Raw genomic sequence first — 20727 nt, 5'->3', positions numbered from 1 at the left:
CGGCGTTGGTCAGGGTCCGGAGTTGGATCAGGGTCCGGAGTTGGATCAGGGTCCGGCGTTGGCTCAGGATCAGGTGTTGGCTCAGGATCCGGCGTTGGCTCAGGATCCGGAGTTGGATCAGGGTCCGGAGTTGGATCAGGATCCGGAGTTGGTTCAGTTCCTTCTCCATCAGCGTTGCTTTGATAGAATGATACGCCGTTATTCCAGCTTACTTGTGTATAGTAATTTTCATAATATGGTGAAAATCCTGATAGGGTAGTTCTAAATGTTAGTGATTGCGCATCGCCATCATAATCACTATCAAATTTCACTACATAGGTACTTTCCAAATCATCAAAATCTATCTGGTATTGGCCATTAGCAAGATTTATATTTAAGTCCATAGTTACATCTTGGAACAATGAAGTATCTGAAGTATCGGCATATACACTTTGATTTAATTGATTTGGTTTAAGTACTTTGAATACTTTTACAGATGGTAGTTTACCATTTTGATTATTCCCAGTAAGCATTTGTCCATAGACAGAGGCAGAAGGAATGTTGAAATTGTTAGGGTTTATATAAGCGATATGTGTAAAAGTGTTGTTTTGCTTATTTAACGAAACAATACTTCCATTAACACTTAAACCGACATTATTAATGCCATTTAGGTATTTTATATAAACATCCTTTTGTGTCTTATGTCCATTAACTGTGGCAATAATAGATTGTTTACTATCTTGAGTGACATTTTTTGGATCGATAAATAAATTTAGAGATAAGTTTGTTTTCAAATTCTCCTTATTGTTTACATAATCTGTGAAAGTATATCTAATTTTACCATCCTCTAAGATGCGCCCGTTTGCAATAATTGTTTCTCCATTTTTAATTTCTGGAACTTTACCTATTAAAGACACACCACGTGTATTGACATTATTAGAAAGAGAAATATCGAAGTAATCACCTGCTTTAATTCCCTCACCAAATGTTAATCCGTATTTTAAAGTTGATTTTTCACCATTATGTGGCCTGATTGTATCATTCGATTCAATATTACTATTAACCACTGTGATTTTATCGCTAATATCTGTACCTTCTGTATTTTCACTTCTAGCTAATTCGACATTTGGTTTTGCAATATTATTGGCAACAAACGATCGTTTAGGAGAATTGTTTGAAGTATTATGATCATTTGATAGTGTGCTACGAGATTCAGCTATCAGCTCGTTGTTTTGTGGTGGGGGCGATTGTCTTGCTCCATTTTGTGAGTGTCCATCGTCAGAAGTTGATTCAGAATGAGGCGTCGTTTGTTCACTTGAGTCCGTTTTTTCATTGTTGTTGATCGTATTGAATTGAGCATTATCATTATTTTTTCTATTATTTTCTTGAGTTGAGTCTTCCACTTTAGTTATATTTTCATTTTTTAAAGTATTTTCTGTTTCGTCTGTTTTTATCTTCTCATCATTGTTGGTTGATTCTATCTTTTCAACCTCATTATTACCTATCATTGTATCTTTGGGTATTGCTGTTTCATTGTGTATAGCAGCTTCATTTGATATATTTTTGTCAGCTTGAGTTGTACTATTCGGATTATTTGAAGCTATATGACTTGAATCAAGTTTAGTTTCATCACTCGCGGTCTCTGATGCTTTTGCCTCCCCAGAAGCACTTAAACCAATAGCTAAACAAGTACCTAAAAGTACAGATGCAGCACCAAATTTATATTTACGGATACTGAATTTTTCATTTTTATTTATTAACATAACATTCTCCTTTTTTAACTTACATCGTTTAACGATATAAGTAAGTATTATAATTTATTTTATATAATTAGGCAATGTAATAATTATTTATTTTTAAATATTTATTAAATGATAAAAAAATGATTAGCTTTGCTAATTATAAAAAATGAGTAGTCTAGTTTGTGGTAAATGAGAAGCACTAGACTTTTTTGCGAAAAAAACTGCCCACCTCATATGAAATATGAGTGTTGGGCAGTACTTTATAATGCGTATATTTTATACCAGTTATATAGGTTGATTATTCTATAAGGATTGTTTTTGTCTCAAGGCAAATTCTTTAAATGTGATAAATCGCTTATGACTTTCATCATATAATTTGAATTTTAATGAGACAAAACTTTCTCTAATAGTAATTGAAGTTGCATGATGTAGCGGAATGACATTTTTATGTGTTGCTTCTAGAGCATAATTTGGGATTCTAGGGTTTAAATGATGTACATGATGATATCCTATATTACCAGTAATCCATTGAATGAATTTTGGTAATTTATAGTATGAGCTTCCATCAATGGCAGCTTTAACATAATCCCATTCAGAAGATTCTTCAAAATAAGAATCTTCAAAAGTATGTTGTATATAAAACAACCAAATACCAATCATGCCAGAAATAAAGATCATAGGAGCGAAAATCGCCAAAAATTGTCCCACGCCTAATAGATACACAAGTCCACCATAAACAACGAGTAATAAAATATTGTTAAGCCACGTATTTGTGCGCTCTGGTGTTTTAGCATCTTTGCTATTAAAACGATTAGATATAAACACTAAGAAAAATGGTCCTAAAATGAACATGACTATTGGATTACGATAACATCTATAGAGCAACCGTTTAAAAATTGATGCGGCTTGATATTCTTCAACGGTCATCACCCAAATGTCTCCGATACCACGTTTTTCTAAATTACCACTTCCTGCATGATGCATTAAGTGTTCTCTACGCCATTTTCGATAAGGGAAGAAAGTTAAAAATCCCGTCACATTACCTAACAAGTCATTATGCTTTTGCTTTTTTAGATACGAACCGTGACATGCATCATGAAAAATAATGAATGTTCTAATTAAAAAGATGGAAGAAAAAACACTAGCAACGATGGCGAGTGACCAATGAACCTGATATAAAAATCCACTTGCTATTAATAATGCAAGGAGGGGGAGTATTGTATTTAAAATTTGAATTGTACTTTTTGTATAGCTTGTTTTCGCAAAAGGTTTAACCATTTTGTTTAACAATTTCTTTTTATCTTTTTCCATATACACCAAACTTTCTATACACTCAGAAATTAATTTTTACTGAAGTGTTTCATTTAGTGTATAGAAAGCCTGTAGCTATTACAAATATTTATTTGAAATCCTTTTAAACAAAGGTGAAGTAAATGCTATTTAAAATATTAATTTAAGAAAAAATTGAATTTAGGCTTGATTTTAATTTTTATGTTTTAATCAATTAAAGCGTTGAAAATGCAAAAGTGTAAAAACACAAGAATATATAAATAAATTTATATCATTAGTTGTAATTTTCTGAAAAAAATAATATTATACAACCAAGCATTATTGAGATATATACATGTAATATTTACATTAGTTTATTTATTGATAACAAAGGGGCTAATAAACTAAGAATATATAGTAATGATGCTTAAAAACAATGGAATTGGGGCAAGATTTATGACAAATACTTTGAACAGAGAGTTGAGTAACAGACATATTCAACTTATTGCGATTGGTGGAGCTATAGGAACTGGCTTATTTTTAGGGGCTGGTCAGTCCATTAGTTTAACGGGGCCATCGATTTTACTCACGTATATAATTGTCGGTTTTGTATTGTTTATATTCATGCGTGCGATGGGCGAAATGTTACTTTCTAATACAGAATATAAAACTTTTGCAGACATTGCACATGATCAAATTGGTCCATTTGCTGGGTTTGTAACGGGATGGACGTATTGGCTAACTTGGATTACTTCAGGTATGGCAGAAATTACGGCAGTTGCGAAATACGTAGAATTTTGGGTGCCAGACCTACCAAACTGGATTACATCGTTAGCGTGTATACTCATTCTTATGGCATTTAATTTATCAAGTACTAAAATGTTTGGCGAATTAGAATTTTGGTTTGCAATTATTAAAGTTTTGACAATAGTTGCTTTGATCGTTATTGGTATCGTAATGATTGTATTTGCAATGCAAACACCTTTTGGTAAGACGGGCGTCTCTAATATATTCAATAATGGTGGCTTATTCCCGCATGGCGCATCTGGTTTTTTCATGTCATTCCAAATGGTTGTCTTTTCATTTACAGGTATTGAAATATTAGGTATTACTGCAGGAGAAACTAAAAATCCTGAAAAAACTATACCAAAAGCGATTAATAGTGTACCTATCAGAATATTACTATTCTATGTAGGGGCATTAGCGGTCATGATGTCTATTATTCCATGGCAAGACATTGATCCAGATAATAGTCCGTTTGTCAGCCTATTTGCACTTATCGGTGTACCATTTGCAGCAGGATTAATTAACTTTGTTGTGTTAACTGCAGCATCATCGGCCTGTAACAGTGGTATATTTGCAAATAGTAGAATTTTATTTGGATTATCTGAGAAAAAACAAACGCACCATTTATTAATGAAAACAAATAAAAAAGGTGTGCCTTATATAGCAATCATAGTAACATGTGCTTTATTATCTATTACTGTGTTATTAAATTACTTAATACCTAATGCAACACAGGTTTTCTTTTATGTCACTGCGATTTCGACAATTTTATTAGTCATTGTATGGATGTTTATAGTTCATTCATATGCAAGATATGTTAAAGCGCATCCAGAATTACATGAAAAAAGTACCTTTAAATTACCAGGTGGTATCCATATGGCAAGAATGGTGCAACTATTCTTTGTCTTCGTACTTATCATTTTGCTTGTAGTACCAGATACTAGAATGGGAGTTATATTATCACCACTCTGGTTTATCTTACTAGGATTAATTTATTTAAGGTATACAAGAAAAGCGCGCAAACTATAATTGAGTAGGCATTCATATCGTAAGTTTGTAATAAACTAATATAGGAAACCTAATAGTATGCATGTGTGGTTCAAGCTTGAAAAGTGTAAGATGAAAGGAGACTTGTTGATATGGAAGCTGTATATTCAAAAGATGAACAAGGTGCATATCAAACTTTAAAAATAACAATTAAACAAGATGCAGCAACTGTGTTTAAATATTTAAGTACGACGGAAGGCATTCAACAGTGGTTTCCACAATTATCGTTTGAGGATCGTAAAGTCGGAGGTAAGATGAAATTTCATATGGATGGGCAAGCTGATATGGAAATGGAAATCACGGCTATTGAAGAGAATGAGACGATAGGCTTTACATGGGACATTGGCACAGTTAGATTTGATTTGCATGATAGTGGTAATGAAACGGTATTAATTTTCGATGAGTGCTTACCATTTGAATTTCCGCATATTGTACTTGATTTTTCAGGTTGGCAGTTTCAAATGGAAAGTATTAAACGTGTTGTTGAAACGGGTTCACCGTTAGATCAAAAGGATTGCGACTTTGATAGTAAGAAACAAGAAATCGAAGAAAAATTAGATTTGAAATAAAATCACGTGAGATAAAAAAGCATCTGTTAGTACAGTTCATGTACTAACAGATGCTTTTAATTTAAATCATATAGCGAGTCAAGATTATTTCTGACAATTAAAATTTATCTTTTAAATCTTTTGCCTTATCTTGAGCTTGGTCTTTAACTTCTTTTTGTTTATCTTTGTCGTTTTTCACTTCGTCTACTTTGTCTTTTGCTTGGTCTTTAAAATCATCAAATTTACTCATTATAAAAGCCTCCTTTATGATTTGTGACATAAGTCTTTTTCCACTTATAAAACTAAATAAACATATTTATAATTGTTTTTTTTTTGAAAATTAAAAATAACAACGGATTTATGCTCTTTTCTTATATCGGCAAGTCCTTTTCATAGGCAGTACCCTTTTGTGATAGGAAATAAAAAGTAATAATATAAACTTTAATAAAAAAGTGGAGAAAATAGAACATATATTTTATAATATGGTAGGTTATGAGCTAAACAAAAACTTACCGGAGGTCTAATTATGGAATACACTTTACCTAACTGCCCAAAATGTGATTCTAGTTATACATACGAAGATGGCACTTTACTTGTGTGTCCTATGTGTGGTCACGAATGGTCTGAATCTGAAAATGAAGAAAATAAAGAAGCACAAATTACGAGAGATGTGAACGGTCAAGAACTTGTAGATGGTGATGCTGTCACGGTGATTAAAGATTTAAAAGTAAAAGGCACTTCATTTGTAATTAAGCAAGGTACTAAAGTGAAAAGCATTCGAATTGTGGAACCTGAGGATGGTCATGATATTGATGCCAAAGTTGATAAGATAGGTCTAGTTGGTTTAAAGTCATCACTTGTAAAAAAACTAAAGGGATAGAGAACAATTAAAAAACTGGGACAGAAATCACATTATAAAACATTGATTTCTGTCCCAGTTTTATCTATAAATAGCATTATTGCGATGTGTGCATTGCTTTTTTACCATGCATAAAATAGTAAAGTATGATGGAAGCGATAACTACAATGGCCATTGTAATGTATAAATAACGATACCCCATGATTGGAATTAGTATGCCTAAGACGAATGGTCCAATACCGGCACCAAAGTCAGCAAACATATAGAATGTCGAAGTTGCTAAACCCATTTTTTCAACTGGTGATTGTTGAATAGCAATCGCTTGTGCGCTCGGAATGATGGTTCCGTAACCGATTCCTACAAATATAGCTGCAACGAGCAACAATACACTAGTATGTGTGATTGCTAGCAGCACTAAGCCGACGGCAAAGCTAATTAAGACAGGATACATGACCTTATTTTCACCATAATTATCATATATTTTCCCGGTGAATGGACGAGTAAAAAAGGTACTGACTGCATATACGATAAAGAAGAAACTAGATGCAGTAGCTAAGTTGATTTGTTCTGTATAAACCGTTAAGAAAGACAAGACACTTGAATATGCGATACCAACGAATATCACTACAAATGAGATTGGAAGTGCTTCTTTTTGAATATACGCACTAAGCCCTTTATTTGTAGAAGCGTCATTGTTTTTTACAGGCGGTTTTGGTAACCCTTTGATAAATAATGCGGCAATACATGCCACTATGATAATAAATGAACTAACGATAAATATAGATTCGAAACCAAAACGTTGATTTAATATAATGCCGCAAAATGGTCCAATCGCCGAGGCGGTTGTGACACTGAGTGCGTATTAACCAATACCTTCTCCTTTACGTTGTTCAGGTATGATTCTTGATGAAATCGTTCCTGTAGCTGTAGAAGCTAAACCAAATGCCATACCGTGTAATAGACGAACCATCATTAAGATCGTCAAGCTATGAATTAAAAAATATAAACCGACAGTAATCACTGAGGAAATAATACCGAATAGTAAAACTTTTTTCGGCTGTAAATGGTCAATTACCCGTCCAGATACTAAACGTCCAAATAGCATTCCGATAATAAATATACCTGCTGCTAAACCACCCATACTTTCGGAAGCGTGGAATTTATCAATTGTAAATATAGTTACAGTAACGATTAATGTGTAATGTATTAAATACATTAAAAAATTCACGAATGTGATTGTGATAAAATCCTTTGACCAGAGTTTATCATACATATTAAGACCGTCCTTTGATTAATATTTCATGCATACTTTATTATAATGATTAATATGTGCTAATGTAAAATTAGTATTTTTAATCCTTGCATAAGCATAGCTTATGCAAAAGAGGTGTATATATGAATTTTGAACAATTAGCTTACGTTAAAAAAATATATGAAACCGAATCCATTGTACATGCTGCAGCAGCAAAGCATATTAGTCAGTCTGCTATGAGTCAGTCGATTGCAAATTTAGAATCGGAACTAGGATATAAGATTTTTGATCGTTCTCGTCAAGGCACATTGCCAACTGAAATTGGTAAAAAAATAATTCCGTTAATCATCGATATTTTAGAAGCACAAGCGCTATTGATATCAGAAGTTGATGCGATGCATTCAAATATTACAGGCGCATTAAAAATTGCGACTATCCCGACATTATTTAATAAAATAATCCCAAAAGCATTATCTTCCTTTAAAAAAGATTATCCTCACATTGAGGTTGAAGTTGTTGAAAGTGATAGAGATCAAATTATACAAATGCTTGAACATAACGAAATAGATATCGGCTTAATCGGGAAGACAGAAAGTGAGACCTTTGAGAAACACATTGTATCTAATCCCCTGAATATATCTACAAATTTTAGATTAATCGTTCCTAAGAAATCAAAATTATCATTGCAAAAAGCTGTTGAAATGGAAACGATTCAGCAATATCCATTTGTATTATATGATCGTAATTTTTATCATCATAATTTTAAACAGTTTGAAGATGAAAACGGGCCTCTCAAAATTGTGTTTCGTACCAATAATCCAAGTGTATTGATAAAAACGGTATCAGAAGGTTTAGGTGTGAGTATTGTTTCAAGTTTGATGCTTGAAGATGATCCTTATATCTTGAATGGACTCATAGAAATGTTACCTATTGGAGCGCCGTTTGATTATTATATTTATTTTACGGCTGTTACACATGTAGATAGAACTAATGCGCAAACAATCCGTACTTTTATTGATTATTTAAGAAAATAAAAATAGACCCTAGCAAAGCAGCATAGCTTCGCAAAGGGTCTAGCATATGGTTTATTGAATTTTATTTAAAAAATGATGGAAGTGTGACAAATCTGAAATTTGTTGATTACACAACGTGCTATCATAACAAATATAATCACCTTTTTTAGTATATTGACCATCACTTGCTGTACGTGTCTTTCTCATAAACAAAGCGACGCGGGATTCTTTGTTACAAATAGAACAGAATCCTTTAACGGTTTGATTAGAAATATCGCCATAAACTCCATTTAGTTTTCCTAAAGTATCATAATAAATGATGAACTTTCTATTGGACGCAATATCATTCCAACCAATATAAGTGCTAGTTTGAAGTATTTCATCACTAATGAGTGGTGCTTTTAACTTTTTAATCCTTTTAAAAACTTGAGCTAATTGTTTTTTACTAGGATGTTCAAACGGAATGACATACATTTGCAAGCTGTCTAAAATTTTTTGAGCTTGTTCTTTCGTTAATTGTAAGTTCATGAATTTTTCGACAGTTGATTGAATGGTAGTATTTGTCGACGGAAAGGTATTCAGTATTTCCTCACGTGTCATATCTTTAATCGAAGTGATTGTATTGGGATCATTGACTGAATTATAGGCGTTGACTAAATGTGCAACACGCTCTTTTATATAGTTAAATTGATAAGGATAAAGTAGTTTTTCCATTTTTTTGTTCCTCTCACATTAATATAGCTTGCATACTTAAGTTAGATGCTTTGTGATAAGGAAGTAGAGTACAAAGCATCGACTACGCGAATCGAACACTCTGTATTAATAATGTAGCATTTTTATGCAACATATCATCATCTCCTAAAGGTTTAATAACTATTTTATAACAGTACAGTGCTTGTGTGTCAAACGACGTATAACACTGGAAATTCAAACCGTATGATAAACAAAAAGAATCAACATACGAGATAAATAAATGATACGATTTTAAACATTTAAATAGTAGACAATCAGCGTCTATATTGCTAATATTTAAAGAAAGTGTTCTCTCAATATATACAATAAAGCGTTTTTTTAATATAATATGGATGAAAATAAAGTTATTGTCCACGAGGGAAATACATTACAGTTTCTGTAATATACAAGGGAGATAGAAATTATGAAGAGAATTATGATAACTGGTGCTTTAGGGCAAATTGGTACAGAGCTAGTCGTGAAATGTAGATTATTATACGGGAATGATAATGTTTTAGCTACTGATATTAGAGAACCAGAAGCGGATTCTGCATTAGCAGACGGACCATTTGAAATTTTAGATGTAACTGACAAAGCACGTATGGATGAATTAGCTGAATCATTTAAACCTGATACAATGATGCACATGGCAGCATTGTTATCAGCAACTGCTGAGAAAAACCCATTATTTGCTTGGGATTTAAACATGGGCGGTTTAATGAACGCATTAGAAGTGGCACGCGAACATGACTTACAATTCTTTACACCAAGTTCAATCGGTGCTTTTGGCCCATCTACACCTAAAGTAAATACACCTCAAGTAACGATTCAACGCCCAACGTCTATGTATGGTGTGAATAAAGTTGCTGGTGAATTATTATGCCAATATTACTTTGAAAAATTTGGTGTTGATACGCGTAGTGTTAGATTTCCAGGTTTAATTTCTCATATTAAAGAGCCGGGTGGTGGTACGACTGATTACGCGGTAGATATTTACTTTAAAGCAGTTAGAGAAGGACAATATGCAAGCTTTATCGCAAAAGATACGTTTATGGATATGATGTATATGGAAGATGCCATCAATGCTATTATCCAATTAATGGAAGCAGATGGTGTTAAATTAATTAACCGTAATGCGTATAATTTAAGTGCCATGAGTATTGAACCAGAAATGGTTAAAGAAGCAATTCAAGAATATTATCCGGACTTTAAATTAGACTATGATGTAGATCCAGCTAGACAATCCATTGCGGATAGTTGGCCAAACAGCATTGACGTAAGTTGTGCTAGAGCAGAATGGGGCTTTGATCCACAATATGACTTAAGCAAGATGACTAAAGTGATGCTAGATGCAATTGAAGGCAAAGAGAAAGCAGAAGTAAAATAATATAAATAAGGGATTCATTATTGAGGCGTGGACATTGATTGGTATATATTTATGAAAGTATTCACTATACTAAGTGGTTACATTAATAAATGGTATATCATATTGATGTCAGGCCTCTTTTTTTATCATTCTTTTAATACGAGCAACAATGATTAATATAACTTGTAGAATCCTGCCGCCAACGTGTGGAATGTAGGATGTCTTTATTGTTGATTTATTTGAAATTTTTTGAAAATTATTGAACAGCCGCCAGTGGATTGGTATAATTCAAGGTATTACTTAAGAATAAACATTGGGAGGAAACAGTCATGTCAGAAAAAATTAAATTTGTACAGCGTGAAACACTTAAAGAGAAACCGAATCCAAGTGAATTAGGTTTTGGGAAATACTTCACTGATTATATGTTGAGTTTCGACTATGATATCGATCAAGGATGGCATGATTTAAAAATTGTACCTTATGGTCCGATAGAAATTTCTCCAGCAGCACAAGGTATTCATTATGGTCAATCTGTATTTGAAGGTTTAAAAGCTTATAAACATAATGGTGAGGTTGATTTATTCCGTCCAGCAGAGAACTTCAAACGTATAAATAAATCGTTGGCACGTTTGGATATGCCTCAAGTCGATGAAGCGGTTGTGCTAGAAGGTTTAAAACAACTCGTTGATGTTGAACGGGATTGGGTGCCAGAAGGCGAAGGACAATCATTGTATATCCGTCCATATGTTTTTGCGACGGAAGGTATTTTAGGTGTACGTCCTTCATACTCTTATAAATTATTAATTATACTGTCTCCATCTGGTTCATATTATGGAGGCGAGTCTTTAAATCCAACTAAAATTTATGTAGAAGACCAATACGTACGCGCAGTACGTGGTGGTGTGGGTTATGCCAAAGTTGCCGGGAATTATGCTGCAAGTTTGTTAGCGCAATCTAATGCGACAGCACAAGGTTATGATCAAGTACTTTGGTTAGATGGCGTCGAACAAAAATATGTTGAAGAAGTAGGTAGTATGAATATCTTCTTCGTTGAAAACGGTACATTGGTAACACCTGAATTAAATGGGAGCATCTTACCAGGTATTACGCGTAAGACAGTCATTGAATTAGCACAAAATTTAGGTTATGAAGTTGAAGAACGTAAAGTATCTATCGATGAATTGATTGAAGCACATCATAAAGGCGAATTAACAGAAGTATTTGGTACAGGTACCGCAGCGGTTATTTCTCCAGTAGGTCAATTAAAATATGGTGACACGGAGATCATTATTAACAATAATGAAACTGGTGATATCACACAAACATTGTATGACCATTACACTGGGATTCAAAGTGGTAAACTTGATGACCCTCAAGGTTGGAGAGTTGTAGTCCCTAGATATTAATTGATTATAGTAAAGGGTTGGTAAAGTAAATACTTTACCAACCCTTTTGATTGTTCTTGAAGTCAATATATAGCAACGTGTGTATTTATGTTAATCACTTAAAATATGATTCAGTACATCTTCGTTGTTACCTTCTTTAAAGCCTTGTTGTATGACGTCTAGATTATCAAAGAAACTTACAATAAACAATGACACTAGAATAACGCCAATGACTTTATACCAACTTGAAGGTGACATCGGTTTGTTTCTTTTTGAAAAATAAATTCCAATTAAACTGGAAATTATTATAAAAGTAATCATATAAATCATCAGATATACCTCTTTAATATAGAATAAACATACTCATATGTTTAGAATCATCGTAAATCATTATTAGTGAGATTCATTATGTGCTTGTTGCGCTCCATTTTCTGCACCTTTTTTAATGTCATCCACGTGATAAAAACCACTGACAACTATCATGGCTAAGATAATAACGCCAATGCCTTTGAACCAACTTGAAGGTGACATCGGCTTGTCTCTTTTTGAAAAATAGATTCCGATACTTGTTGCAATGATTATAAATACGATAAAGTACCCCATATTTGCACGCCCCTTATTATATTTTCGAATATTTCACACAATTTATTATTATTGCAAATATAATAACATAATAAGTATAAAATGCAAAATGGCGCAAGCAATGAATGTATTTAAATCAAATAGAATTACAATATTTGTTTGGTGTGACATATTTGTACTAAAATATAAAAGGTAAGTCATTCTAAAGAAGTGAAATTATAGGAGCTGTTCAAGCGATGAAATGGATTTTATTTGATAAAGATGGCACGATTATATATTTTGATCGTAGCTGGATGAAGATTGGATTACAATTAGTTGATGATTTTATGGAAAGATATGAACATGACATAGATGATAAATTAGCTGCATATGCCTATTTAGGTGTTGTAGATGGTGAGATACAACCAGGCACAATCATGGCGTCGGGTGCACTTGATGAAATGGTACAAGCATTTTGTGATATTGCTGGACAAGATGTAACGAAATGGGCTCAAAATCGCAGTCAAACCTTAGTCGATAATAGAATTCCTGAAAATGTATTAGTTGAAGGTATGGCAGAAACTTTAGAAACACTACACAATCAGGGATACCAAATGGGGATCGTAACAAGTGATTCTAAAAAAGGTGTAGAACAATTTCTAGAGATGACACAATTCGATCATTTGTTCGATGTTGTGATTTCAACTGAAGCAAATGCTGTTGAGAAGCCCAATCCAGAAGTGTTAAATCCATTATTTAATCAATATGATGTTGCACCAGAAGACGTTGTCATAGTTGGTGATACGGCGAATGATATTCAAACTGGTGTGAATGCGCAATTAGGATTAAAAGTTGCGGTGCTAACAGGCGTAGGTTTAGAAGCAGAATTTACAAAAGCAGATTATATTGTAGAGACAGCAAATGATATCGTAGACATATTAAATAAATAGGCGTAGTGACTAAATTATGTCATAATATACATAACGTATATTATGGCTTTTTTATTATTTAAGTTAAATATTGAGGTGATCGGAATGATTGATGGGAAATATGCAGATTATCAAGGTGAAACTTATAAAGTCGTAGAAATTATTAGTAATGAAGTGTTGTTGGTCACCGAAGATGCAACTGCGTTAGAACGGGGCTTTGAAGCTAAAACAACAAAGCACTCTACACATACACTGTATTTTAAGCATGTTGCACGAGATGATATTGATGAACTTTACGCATTATATCAAGAGGCGCGATATGGTGGTGCCATCTTTGATTTATATCAAGATACAGAAGGACAACTTTATATCGGGACAGAAGATCAGGATAAAGCGAGTACTTTTGGTTTAAATCAAACAGATGAACACTATTATAGTAAATATGTGATGGACGATGAAATTGAAAAAATTATTTATCGCAGTCATATTGAATAATCAGAATAGAATATAAAAAGTCACTCCGACAATCTAGTTAAGTGGAGTGACTTTTCTTATCATATGTTTGTTTTAGCGTTGATCGACTTTACGATACGTTTCGATTACGTTACGAATTTTATCAATGACTGGGTTTAGTGATTCAGGATCTTCGTGTAAGTCATATTCGTTGATATTAACGCGTACAACTGGGCAAGCATTAAACGAACTAATCCAGTCTTCATAACGCTGATATAGTTTCTGCCAGTAAGCAGTATCTGTCTCAATTTCCATCTGACGACCGCGTTGTTTAATGCGGTGGATAACATCGTCATAATCACACTCTAGGTAAATCAAGACATCAGGTTTAGGGAAGTAAGGTGTCATCACCATTGCGTTAAATAGTTCAGAATAAGTTTCAAAATCTTCAGGACTCATCGTACCTTGTTCTTGATGCATTTTTGCAAAAATATCGACATCTTCGTAGATTGAACGGTCTTGAATAAAGCCGCCGCCATATTCAAACATACGTTTTTGTTCTTTGAAACGTTCTGCTAAAAAATAGATTTGCAAATGAAAACTCCAACGTTCGAAATCATTATAAAACTTGTCTAAGTAAGGGTTATGATCCACATTTTCGAATGAAGTTCTAAAATTAAAGCGCTCTGCTAAAGCTTTTGTTAATGTTGATTTACCTACGCCTACAGTACCAGCGATAGTAATGACAGCATCTTGTGGGATACCGTAATTATTCATACTCATGTCCTCCAATCAGTGGCTTCACTAATTCTAAAATATATTGATAATCTTTGTCATACTTCATAAAATCGAGCTGAGTCGTATCAATACGTATGACACGCGCTCCATCGGCTTTTAAAGATTCATAATAGGCGTTGTAATCACGCTTTAAATTTAATAAATAGTCATCTGCGATTTGATGCTCGAAGCTTCGATTACGGTGTGCAATACGTGATTTTAAAGTTGCCAATTCAGCATCTAAAAAAATAATGATATTAGGCATTTCTAGATCTTCAGTTAAAATATCATAGATTCTTGAAAATTTATGGTATTCCGCAGAAGTTAAGGTATTATTTGCAAAAATTTTATTCTTATAAATATGGTAGTCACTTACTATACCATTTTCAATGAATGCGAGGTCTTGAAATTGTTTATATCGATTACATAAAAAGAACATTTCTGTTTGGAAACTCCATTTGGAAATGTCTTCATAAAAATCCGATAAAAAAGGATTTTCTGTAATGATTTCTTTTTCTTCGAAATAGTTATAAGTTTGGCTAAGTTTATGTGCTAAAGAAGATTTGCCGACGCCAATCGGGCCTTCCACAGCAATAAATTGTTTTTTCATATTTACCGCTCCAATGTTAAAATAGACAATAAATATTGTACCATATGTGAGGTGTGTGAGATACATGACAAATCATCAATTTTATATGGCAATGGCGATTGAAGAAGCAAAAAAGGCCGAGAATATAGGTGAAGTGCCAATCGGTGCCATTATTGTGAAAAATAATGAAATCATTGCTAGAGCGCATAATTTACGTGAATCTATGCAAGATCCAACTGCACATGCCGAACATATTGCGATACAACGAGCTGCAGCTGTTGTGGGAAGTTGGAGATTAGAAGGATGTAGTCTTTACGTCACTCTAGAGCCATGCGTAATGTGTGCAGGTAGTATCGTTATGAGTCGTATACCCAATGTCATATACGGGACAACAGATCCTAAGGGCGGGTGCGCTGGTAGCCTCATGGATTTATTGCAAGAACCAAGATTTAATCATCGAGCAACAGTAGAGTCTGGTGTTTTAGAAGAAGCTTGCAGTCAGTTGTTAACTGAGTTTTTCAGAAATATAAGAAAAAATAAAAAAATCATTCGAACAGCCGATAATACAAATAACTAAACATTTGGTAGAATATGAATATGTTACAGAATTATGGCAAATGAGTATCATATGTGATTGATTTTGTGTTATCGATTTTAGAAGGGAAAGAGGTAAACAAATGATAAATTTAATTGCTACAGATATGGATGGGACTTTACTCAATGCGGCACATGAAATATCGGAAGAAAATATAAAGGCAATTCAATATGCGCAATCGCAAGGGATTACAGTTGTTATTGCAACAGGACGTGCATTTTACGAGGCAAATACACCCGTCAACCCAACAGATTTAAAACTACCTTACATTTGTTTAAATGGTGCCGAAGTCAGAGATGAATCATTTAATATAATGAGTACTTCGAATTTAAATCGAGAACTGATTAATAGAATTACACAAACGTTGAAGTCGGAAGATATCTATTATCAAGTTTATACAAATTTGGGTATTTATACTGAAAATCCGCAACGAGATTTAGAAATTTATATAGATATTGCAGAGCGTGCAGGTCAAAAAGCCGATGTTGAAAAAATTAAGTCAGGTATTCAAAAACGCATCGATAATGGTACGTTAAAAGTTGTAGATAATTATGACAAAATTGAAGATACGCCTGGCGAAATTGTAATGAAAATATTAGCATTTGATAGTGATTTATCAAAAATTGACCGTGTAAGTGAAAAACTAGCTCAATCAGAAAGTCTAGCTATTTCGTCCTCATCCAGAGGTAATATCGAAATAACACATTCAGATGCTCAAAAAGGAATCGCTTTAGAGACAATCGCTGAGCGGTTAAATATTGATATGAACGAAGTTATGGCAATTGGAGACAATATGAACGATATTTCTATGTTAGAACGTGTAGGCTATGCTGTAGCTATGGATAATGCAGCACCTGAAGTTAAGGCAGTCGCAACGTATACTACAGATTCAAATGAAGATAGTGGTGTTGGTAAAGCAATTATGAAACTACTTCAAGAAAATAACAAAATATAGTCCGAGGTGAAGCAGTAAATGAAAGGTTTAATCATAGTAGGTAGTGCTAAAGTGGGTTCGCATACAACAGCACTATCGCAATATTTAAAAGGTCATTTTGAAGAGCATGGCTTTGAAGCTGAAATTTTTGATTTGGCAGAACGCCCAATTCATCAACTTGATGTATCGGGTGCATCTAATCCAACTGAAAGCTATAAAAATAATTTACAAACACTGAAATCAAAAGCAAGAGAAGCTGATTTCTTCGTACTAGGTAGTCCCAATTACCACGGTTCTTACTCAGGTATTCTAAAAAATGCACTAGACCATTTAACGATGGATGATTTTAAAATGAAACCGGTTGGGCTGATAGGTAATAGTGGTGGTATTGTAAGTTCTGAACCGTTGTCACACTTACGCCTAATCGTTCGTTCATTATTAGGTATTGCAGTCCCAACACAGATTGCTACACACGATACGGATTATAAAAAATTAGATGACGGCATGTATTATTTAGAGAATGAAGAATTCCAGTTACGAGCACGTTTGTTTGTAGATCAAATTATTTCATTTGTTAAAAATAGCCCTTATGAACATTTAAAATAAAAATTAAACAACGCTTATAGATGCCTACGTAAAGGTCATCTATAAGCGTTGTTTGCTTATTGATTTATTTTTAAAATGGAAGATACAATTAAATGATAACGCTCAATAATTGTAGAGATTTTATCGAAATCAATGTCATAGAGGTAGATGCGTCGTTCATCATGTTCGTCGCGAGATTTTTTAAATAAACCTAAGTTACTTAAGTGATTGAGTTGAATTGAAATAGGTGTGTTATCAATTTTTAATTGTCTTTTGAGTGTTACCGCATCCATTTTTTCTTTGTTAAGATATTTCAACTTCTCTAAAATGATAACCTCTAAAAAGGACATACCTAAATTTTTTTTGATTGCCTTTTTGATTAAATTTCTGTGTGATTCATATAAAATCGTGTTCATGTCTAACCTCTCATTTCATTTTTAAAAATATTAATAAATGTTCAATAAATAATTTACTGCCATTAACAGTTCCTGTTTATTAAATATCTTGTAATGTTCGTCAAATGGTAAGGGATAAGGTGCATGACCTTTAATATTTTTAAATTGTTGTACAAACATGGTAGAAGTACGAAATTGATATGTTTGCCATACATCATCGATTAAACCGTCATTTAACAAGTCACAAAAAGCACAATGCACTTTGGCAGAAACGATGTAATTTGATAACGTCGTATGCATAATAGATGGAAAAACGCTCGATAAAAAACTATTATTCACAAAGAAATGCGTGGCTAATTGTTGGTAAAGAATTTTCTCCTTTATATGTTTATTGATATGTAATGTGACGTTTTTGACGAGTGTGTGTTTGTAATCTGTTAAGTCAATATCATTTGTGTGTTGTTTATCTTGAACGTAAATGTCTCTTAAAATATTGAATAAATTTTGCTCGACCGTTATAAATTGTTCATTAATAGCTGCAAATAGGACGTTATAGAAATGTGTTCTTAAGACATCATCTTTGTTAAGTTGTGGAAGTTTATCTGCAGATGAACTGAAGTCGTTGATTTTATAATAATAGTAATTATTGATTGTGATACCAATCATTAAACCTTCAAATGATATCAATTCAACGGTTTCATAGTCATGGATGTAAAAAACATCATTACTTATGTAAGTTTTAAGTACTGCGTTTTTCAAGATTGTCATTGTACCTTGTACTACGATATAAATGTTTATGAAATGCTGCTTTCTTAATTGTATGTATTCATTGTCATGATGATTGATGAGCTTGATGTAATAATCTGCTATATGTTGTCACCACACTTGTATCACTATATGAGTTAAAAAACTGACATAATAATTTTAATATGGAAATTGTTTATAGAACATTATCTAAATTTAATTATTAGTATCTATTACTTTAATATTAATGAATAATATCAAAGTATAAGATGAATATTTTAATATTTGACGTTAAAATTTTATATCTATAAAAACGTTAATCAATTTTAAACGCAGATCATATATAAATAAGTGCTTAAGACTGGTAACAAAGTCTCATACTGTGGTGGCCATATTTTAAGTACGTTATCCGTGTTTTCTGCCATAGTCTGTTTGAATTCGCTTGGTGTTTCCCTCGTGGGCGTTGCATGAATTACTAACAATATTCAATTTATGTTGAAGCTCATGTGCATAAAAATGACTGTAGTATAGCATAATTAGACAAAATAAATAGATAAATTTAAAAGCATATGTATAGTCAAGTTTAAAATTGACTATACATATGCTTAGTAGATTAGAATTATTTTCTATATTTTAATTTTGCAAAAGCATCGTGTTGGTGAATAGATTCTTCATTACGGCATTCAATATCAAAACCGTCGAGCCATTCAAAATCGACTAAATCTGCAGCGATTAAACGAATCAGATCTTCGACAAATCTTGGGTTTTCATAAGCGCGCTCGGTTACGCTCTTTTCATCTGGGCGTTTCAAAATGGGATATAACATAGAGCTAGCATTTGCTTCCATTGCATCTAATATCACATTTTTATAATCGTCAATTAAAGCAATATCTTTATTAATATATGCTTTAACAGTAACAATACCACGTTGGTTGTGTGCGGAATATTCACTGATTTCCTTCGAACAAGGGCATAACGTCGTAACTGCTGCTTCAATCGTAAGCTCTTTGCGTGTCACATTTTCTTTGTTAATAGCTAAACCATAAGTGACATCTGCGTGTCCAACTGCTTTGATTTGTGTCACTGGGCTATGACGATCAAAGAACCATTTAGCTGAGACATCTAAGCCAGCAGCATTTTGGTTCATGCGTTCTTGTAAACTACGCAGTAATTGATAAAGTGAATCAAAGTCTAGTTCAATTCCATTGTTGTAGTGTTTTTCAACACTTTCCAAAATACGACTCATATTAATGCCTTTTTCATCTATGTTTAAACTAGTTGAAAAACTGAAGTTACCGGCAGTCTGGAAACGGTCGACTAGTACAGGATAAACAAGATTTTTAATGCCAACTTCTTCTATTTCAAATAAGAAGTGTTTATTTGTGCTTTGTAAATCTTTCATTTCTTCTTTTATTGTTGGTTTCGTTCCTTCTATGGGGTCTACGGATCCAAAATGCTTCCAACGACCTTCACGAGTAGATAAGTCAAATTCTGTCATGCTATTGCCTCCACTTAAGATTCAAAGTTATAAGTCCAATAAGGTTCTACTTCTAAGAAACTATGTGCTTCTCCAGGTACCTCGGGTGTGGCTAGTTGTTTTAAAAAGGGACCTGTTTGAGATGCATGAGCTTCAAATGCACGAAGTTTTACCTCTTTATAATCACTGATCTCATTTTGTATATCAGGGGCACCTAGTTTTTCTGGTGCATCATTACTAAATGCTACGAGTTGTAAACGGGGTCTTTCAGGTGCTGGCATGCGGCCAACTGTTCTCACGACTGCTTCTGCAGTTGCTTCATGGTCTGGATGTACAGCAAATTGTGGGTAGAATGAAATAATAACAGATGGATGAAGTTCATCGATTAATGATTTAACCATTTCATCCATCTCATCATGAGGTTCGAATTCCACTGTTTTATCTCTCAAACCCATTTTGCGTAAATCAGTTATGCCTATGGCTTCCATTGCATTTTCTAATTCTTGCTCACGTATGTCCGGTAACGTTTCACGTGTAGCAAAAGGTGGGTTACCTAAATTGCGGCCCATTTGACCTAGTGTTAAACATGCATACGTAACCGGTACGCCATGATCAATATAGCGTGCCAAAGTTCCTGCTGACGAGAATGATTCATCATCTGGATGCGGGAAAATGACTAATACTTGGCTTTCCTCTGACATGATATGCCC

General features: G+C 33.4%; 23 protein-coding genes and 1 pseudogene. 11 read left to right on the top strand and 13 right to left on the bottom strand.

The genetic code is table 11. The features are described from left to right. Both BTJ66_RS03555 and BTJ66_RS03550 read right to left on the bottom strand, forming a co-directional pair. A partial coding sequence (locus tag BTJ66_RS03555) for a fibrinogen-binding adhesin SdrG C-terminal domain-containing protein (protein WP_153043313.1) occupies nucleotides 1-1742 on the bottom strand: 1742 nt, incomplete at its 3' end. A gap of 282 nt (nucleotides 1743-2024) precedes the next feature. Further along, complete coding sequence (locus tag BTJ66_RS03550) at nucleotides 2025-3032, bottom strand: fatty acid desaturase (RefSeq protein ID WP_099089615.1); 1008 nt, start codon at nucleotides 3030-3032, stop codon at nucleotides 2025-2027. Between the two features lie 414 nt (nucleotides 3033-3446). Between BTJ66_RS03550 and BTJ66_RS03545 the strand changes: the two genes are divergently transcribed. Continuing rightward, nucleotides 3447-4805, top strand: a complete 1359-nt coding sequence (locus tag BTJ66_RS03545) for an amino acid permease (protein ID WP_099089614.1) — start codon at nucleotides 3447-3449, stop codon at nucleotides 4803-4805. A 110-nt stretch (nucleotides 4806-4915) separates the two neighbouring features. Further along, nucleotides 4916-5392 (top strand): SRPBCC domain-containing protein, encoded by a 477-nt coding sequence (locus BTJ66_RS03540; RefSeq protein ID WP_099089613.1) that lies wholly within the window; start codon nucleotides 4916-4918, stop codon nucleotides 5390-5392. Nucleotides 5393-5489: 97 nt separating this feature from the next. On the opposite strand, the gene BTJ66_RS13935 is transcribed toward BTJ66_RS03540, so the two are convergent. Further along, entirely contained in the window at nucleotides 5490-5621 is a 132-nt protein-coding gene (locus BTJ66_RS13935; RefSeq protein ID WP_002484110.1) for a hypothetical protein, read from the bottom strand. A gap of 276 nt (nucleotides 5622-5897) precedes the next feature. On the opposite strand from BTJ66_RS13935, the gene BTJ66_RS03535 reads away from it, so the two are divergent. After that, nucleotides 5898-6251: a zinc ribbon domain-containing protein YjdM gene (locus tag BTJ66_RS03535; RefSeq protein ID WP_099089612.1), complete on the top strand. Its 354-nt coding sequence runs from the start codon at nucleotides 5898-5900 to the stop codon at nucleotides 6249-6251. 76 nt (nucleotides 6252-6327) lie between these two features. Here the strand turns inward: BTJ66_RS03535 and BTJ66_RS03530 are convergent. Further along, nucleotides 6328-7503, bottom strand: a pseudogene (locus BTJ66_RS03530) (MFS transporter). 122 nt (nucleotides 7504-7625) lie between these two features. On the opposite strand from BTJ66_RS03530, the gene BTJ66_RS03525 reads away from it, so the two are divergent. Continuing rightward, complete coding sequence (locus BTJ66_RS03525; RefSeq protein ID WP_099089611.1) at nucleotides 7626-8516, top strand: LysR family transcriptional regulator; 891 nt, start codon at nucleotides 7626-7628, stop codon at nucleotides 8514-8516. Between the two features lie 51 nt (nucleotides 8517-8567). Here the strand turns inward: BTJ66_RS03525 and BTJ66_RS03520 are convergent, their stop codons facing one another. Next, on the bottom strand, nucleotides 8568-9209 hold the full coding sequence (locus BTJ66_RS03520; RefSeq protein WP_099089610.1) for a FusB/FusC family EF-G-binding protein: 642 nt from the start codon (nucleotides 9207-9209) through the stop codon (nucleotides 8568-8570). 442 nt (nucleotides 9210-9651) lie between these two features. On the opposite strand from BTJ66_RS03520, the gene BTJ66_RS03515 reads away from it, so the two are divergent. After that, a complete protein-coding gene (locus BTJ66_RS03515; RefSeq protein WP_099089609.1) occupies nucleotides 9652-10614 on the top strand; it encodes an NAD-dependent epimerase/dehydratase family protein in 963 nt (320 codons plus the stop codon). Nucleotides 10615-10922: 308 nt separating this feature from the next. Further along, nucleotides 10923-11999 carry a branched-chain amino acid aminotransferase gene (locus BTJ66_RS03510; protein WP_099089608.1) on the top strand — a complete coding sequence of 359 codons (1077 nt, stop codon included), beginning with the start codon at nucleotides 10923-10925 and terminating at the stop codon, nucleotides 11997-11999. A gap of 90 nt (nucleotides 12000-12089) precedes the next feature. On the opposite strand, the gene BTJ66_RS13615 is transcribed toward BTJ66_RS03510, so the two are convergent. Continuing rightward, nucleotides 12090-12308 carry a hypothetical protein gene (locus BTJ66_RS13615; protein WP_099089607.1) on the bottom strand — a complete coding sequence of 73 codons (219 nt, stop codon included), beginning with the start codon at nucleotides 12306-12308 and terminating at the stop codon, nucleotides 12090-12092. A 63-nt stretch (nucleotides 12309-12371) separates the two neighbouring features. Further along, a complete protein-coding gene (locus BTJ66_RS03500; RefSeq protein ID WP_099089606.1) occupies nucleotides 12372-12581 on the bottom strand; it encodes an anticodon-binding domain-containing protein in 210 nt (69 codons plus the stop codon). A gap of 215 nt (nucleotides 12582-12796) precedes the next feature. Between BTJ66_RS03500 and BTJ66_RS03495 the strand changes: the two genes are divergently transcribed. Beyond that, nucleotides 12797-13489: an HAD family hydrolase gene (locus BTJ66_RS03495; RefSeq protein WP_099089605.1), complete on the top strand. Its 693-nt coding sequence runs from the start codon at nucleotides 12797-12799 to the stop codon at nucleotides 13487-13489. 84 nt (nucleotides 13490-13573) lie between these two features. Continuing rightward, complete coding sequence (locus BTJ66_RS03490; RefSeq protein ID WP_099089604.1) at nucleotides 13574-13963, top strand: hypothetical protein; 390 nt, start codon at nucleotides 13574-13576, stop codon at nucleotides 13961-13963. A 72-nt stretch (nucleotides 13964-14035) separates the two neighbouring features. On the opposite strand, the gene BTJ66_RS03485 is transcribed toward BTJ66_RS03490, so the two are convergent. Both BTJ66_RS03485 and BTJ66_RS03480 read right to left on the bottom strand, forming a co-directional pair. Continuing rightward, on the bottom strand, nucleotides 14036-14698 hold the full coding sequence (locus tag BTJ66_RS03485; protein ID WP_099089603.1) for a deoxynucleoside kinase: 663 nt from the start codon (nucleotides 14696-14698) through the stop codon (nucleotides 14036-14038). Beyond that, nucleotides 14691-15308 carry a deoxynucleoside kinase gene (locus tag BTJ66_RS03480; protein WP_099089602.1) on the bottom strand — a complete coding sequence of 206 codons (618 nt, stop codon included), beginning with the start codon at nucleotides 15306-15308 and terminating at the stop codon, nucleotides 14691-14693. Before BTJ66_RS03480 ends, BTJ66_RS03485 begins: the two co-directional genes overlap by 8 nt. Nucleotides 15309-15372: 64 nt before the next feature. Here BTJ66_RS03480 and tadA point away from each other — a divergent pair, with 64 nt between their 5' ends. The 3 genes from tadA (at nucleotide 15373) to BTJ66_RS03465 (ending at nucleotide 17422) form a co-directional block, all read left to right on the top strand. Further along, nucleotides 15373-15864, top strand: a complete 492-nt coding sequence (gene tadA / locus BTJ66_RS03475) for a tRNA adenosine(34) deaminase TadA (protein WP_099089601.1) — start codon at nucleotides 15373-15375, stop codon at nucleotides 15862-15864. Between the two features lie 100 nt (nucleotides 15865-15964). After that, complete coding sequence (locus BTJ66_RS03470; protein ID WP_099089600.1) at nucleotides 15965-16837, top strand: Cof-type HAD-IIB family hydrolase; 873 nt, start codon at nucleotides 15965-15967, stop codon at nucleotides 16835-16837. 18 nt (nucleotides 16838-16855) lie between these two features. Then, nucleotides 16856-17422, top strand: a complete 567-nt coding sequence (locus BTJ66_RS03465) for an NADPH-dependent FMN reductase (RefSeq protein ID WP_099089599.1) — start codon at nucleotides 16856-16858, stop codon at nucleotides 17420-17422. Nucleotides 17423-17478: 56 nt separating this feature from the next. On the opposite strand, the gene BTJ66_RS03460 is transcribed toward BTJ66_RS03465, so the two are convergent. The 4 genes from BTJ66_RS03460 to bshB2 form a co-directional block, all read right to left on the bottom strand. Then, on the bottom strand, nucleotides 17479-17817 hold the full coding sequence (locus tag BTJ66_RS03460) for a transcriptional regulator, SarA/Rot family (RefSeq protein ID WP_099089598.1): 339 nt from the start codon (nucleotides 17815-17817) through the stop codon (nucleotides 17479-17481). Nucleotides 17818-17847: 30 nt separating this feature from the next. Further along, complete coding sequence (locus tag BTJ66_RS03455) at nucleotides 17848-18564, bottom strand: hypothetical protein (RefSeq protein ID WP_099089597.1); 717 nt, start codon at nucleotides 18562-18564, stop codon at nucleotides 17848-17850. 595 nt (nucleotides 18565-19159) lie between these two features. Then, entirely contained in the window at nucleotides 19160-20038 is an 879-nt protein-coding gene (folE2, locus tag BTJ66_RS03450; protein WP_099089596.1) for a GTP cyclohydrolase FolE2, read from the bottom strand. A 14-nt stretch (nucleotides 20039-20052) separates the two neighbouring features. Further along, entirely contained in the window at nucleotides 20053-20718 is a 666-nt protein-coding gene (gene bshB2, locus BTJ66_RS03445; RefSeq protein WP_099089595.1) for a bacillithiol biosynthesis deacetylase BshB2, read from the bottom strand. Nucleotides 20719-20727: the final 9 nt, after the last annotated feature.

This window comes from Staphylococcus edaphicus, assembly GCF_002614725.1.
Classification (GTDB): Bacteria; Bacillota; Bacilli; order Staphylococcales; family Staphylococcaceae; genus Staphylococcus; species Staphylococcus edaphicus.
This window is presented reverse-complemented; position numbering and strand designations above follow the sequence as displayed.

Excerpts from the sequence above, each read along its gene's own strand:
- BTJ66_RS03550 (WP_099089615.1), bottom strand. The coding sequence starts at position 3,032 with ATGGAAAAAGATAAAAAGAAATTGTTAAACAAAATGGTTAAACCTTTT.
- BTJ66_RS03545 (WP_099089614.1), top strand. The coding sequence starts at position 3,447 with ATGACAAATACTTTGAACAGAGAGTTGAGTAACAGACATATTCAACTT.
- BTJ66_RS03540 (WP_099089613.1), top strand. The coding sequence starts at position 4,916 with ATGGAAGCTGTATATTCAAAAGATGAACAAGGTGCATATCAAACTTTA.
- BTJ66_RS13935 (WP_002484110.1), bottom strand. The coding sequence starts at position 5,621 with ATGAGTAAATTTGATGATTTTAAAGACCAAGCAAAAGACAAAGTAGAC.
- BTJ66_RS03535 (WP_099089612.1), top strand. The coding sequence starts at position 5,898 with ATGGAATACACTTTACCTAACTGCCCAAAATGTGATTCTAGTTATACA.
- BTJ66_RS03525 (WP_099089611.1), top strand. The coding sequence starts at position 7,626 with ATGAATTTTGAACAATTAGCTTACGTTAAAAAAATATATGAAACCGAA.
- BTJ66_RS03520 (WP_099089610.1), bottom strand. The coding sequence starts at position 9,209 with ATGGAAAAACTACTTTATCCTTATCAATTTAACTATATAAAAGAGCGT.
- BTJ66_RS03515 (WP_099089609.1), top strand. The coding sequence starts at position 9,652 with ATGAAGAGAATTATGATAACTGGTGCTTTAGGGCAAATTGGTACAGAG.
- BTJ66_RS03510 (WP_099089608.1), top strand. The coding sequence starts at position 10,923 with ATGTCAGAAAAAATTAAATTTGTACAGCGTGAAACACTTAAAGAGAAA.
- BTJ66_RS13615 (WP_099089607.1), bottom strand. The coding sequence starts at position 12,308 with ATGATTTATATGATTACTTTTATAATAATTTCCAGTTTAATTGGAATT.
- BTJ66_RS03500 (WP_099089606.1), bottom strand. The coding sequence starts at position 12,581 with ATGGGGTACTTTATCGTATTTATAATCATTGCAACAAGTATCGGAATC.
- BTJ66_RS03495 (WP_099089605.1), top strand. The coding sequence starts at position 12,797 with ATGAAATGGATTTTATTTGATAAAGATGGCACGATTATATATTTTGAT.
- BTJ66_RS03490 (WP_099089604.1), top strand. The coding sequence starts at position 13,574 with ATGATTGATGGGAAATATGCAGATTATCAAGGTGAAACTTATAAAGTC.
- BTJ66_RS03485 (WP_099089603.1), bottom strand. The coding sequence starts at position 14,698 with ATGAATAATTACGGTATCCCACAAGATGCTGTCATTACTATCGCTGGT.
- BTJ66_RS03480 (WP_099089602.1), bottom strand. The coding sequence starts at position 15,308 with ATGAAAAAACAATTTATTGCTGTGGAAGGCCCGATTGGCGTCGGCAAA.
- tadA (WP_099089601.1), top strand. The coding sequence starts at position 15,373 with ATGACAAATCATCAATTTTATATGGCAATGGCGATTGAAGAAGCAAAA.
- BTJ66_RS03470 (WP_099089600.1), top strand. The coding sequence starts at position 15,965 with ATGATAAATTTAATTGCTACAGATATGGATGGGACTTTACTCAATGCG.
- BTJ66_RS03465 (WP_099089599.1), top strand. The coding sequence starts at position 16,856 with ATGAAAGGTTTAATCATAGTAGGTAGTGCTAAAGTGGGTTCGCATACA.
- BTJ66_RS03460 (WP_099089598.1), bottom strand. The coding sequence starts at position 17,817 with ATGAACACGATTTTATATGAATCACACAGAAATTTAATCAAAAAGGCA.
- BTJ66_RS03455 (WP_099089597.1), bottom strand. The coding sequence starts at position 18,564 with ATGACAATCTTGAAAAACGCAGTACTTAAAACTTACATAAGTAATGAT.
- folE2 (WP_099089596.1), bottom strand. The coding sequence starts at position 20,038 with ATGACAGAATTTGACTTATCTACTCGTGAAGGTCGTTGGAAGCATTTT.
- bshB2 (WP_099089595.1), bottom strand. The coding sequence starts at position 20,718 with ATGTCAGAGGAAAGCCAAGTATTAGTCATTTTCCCGCATCCAGATGAT.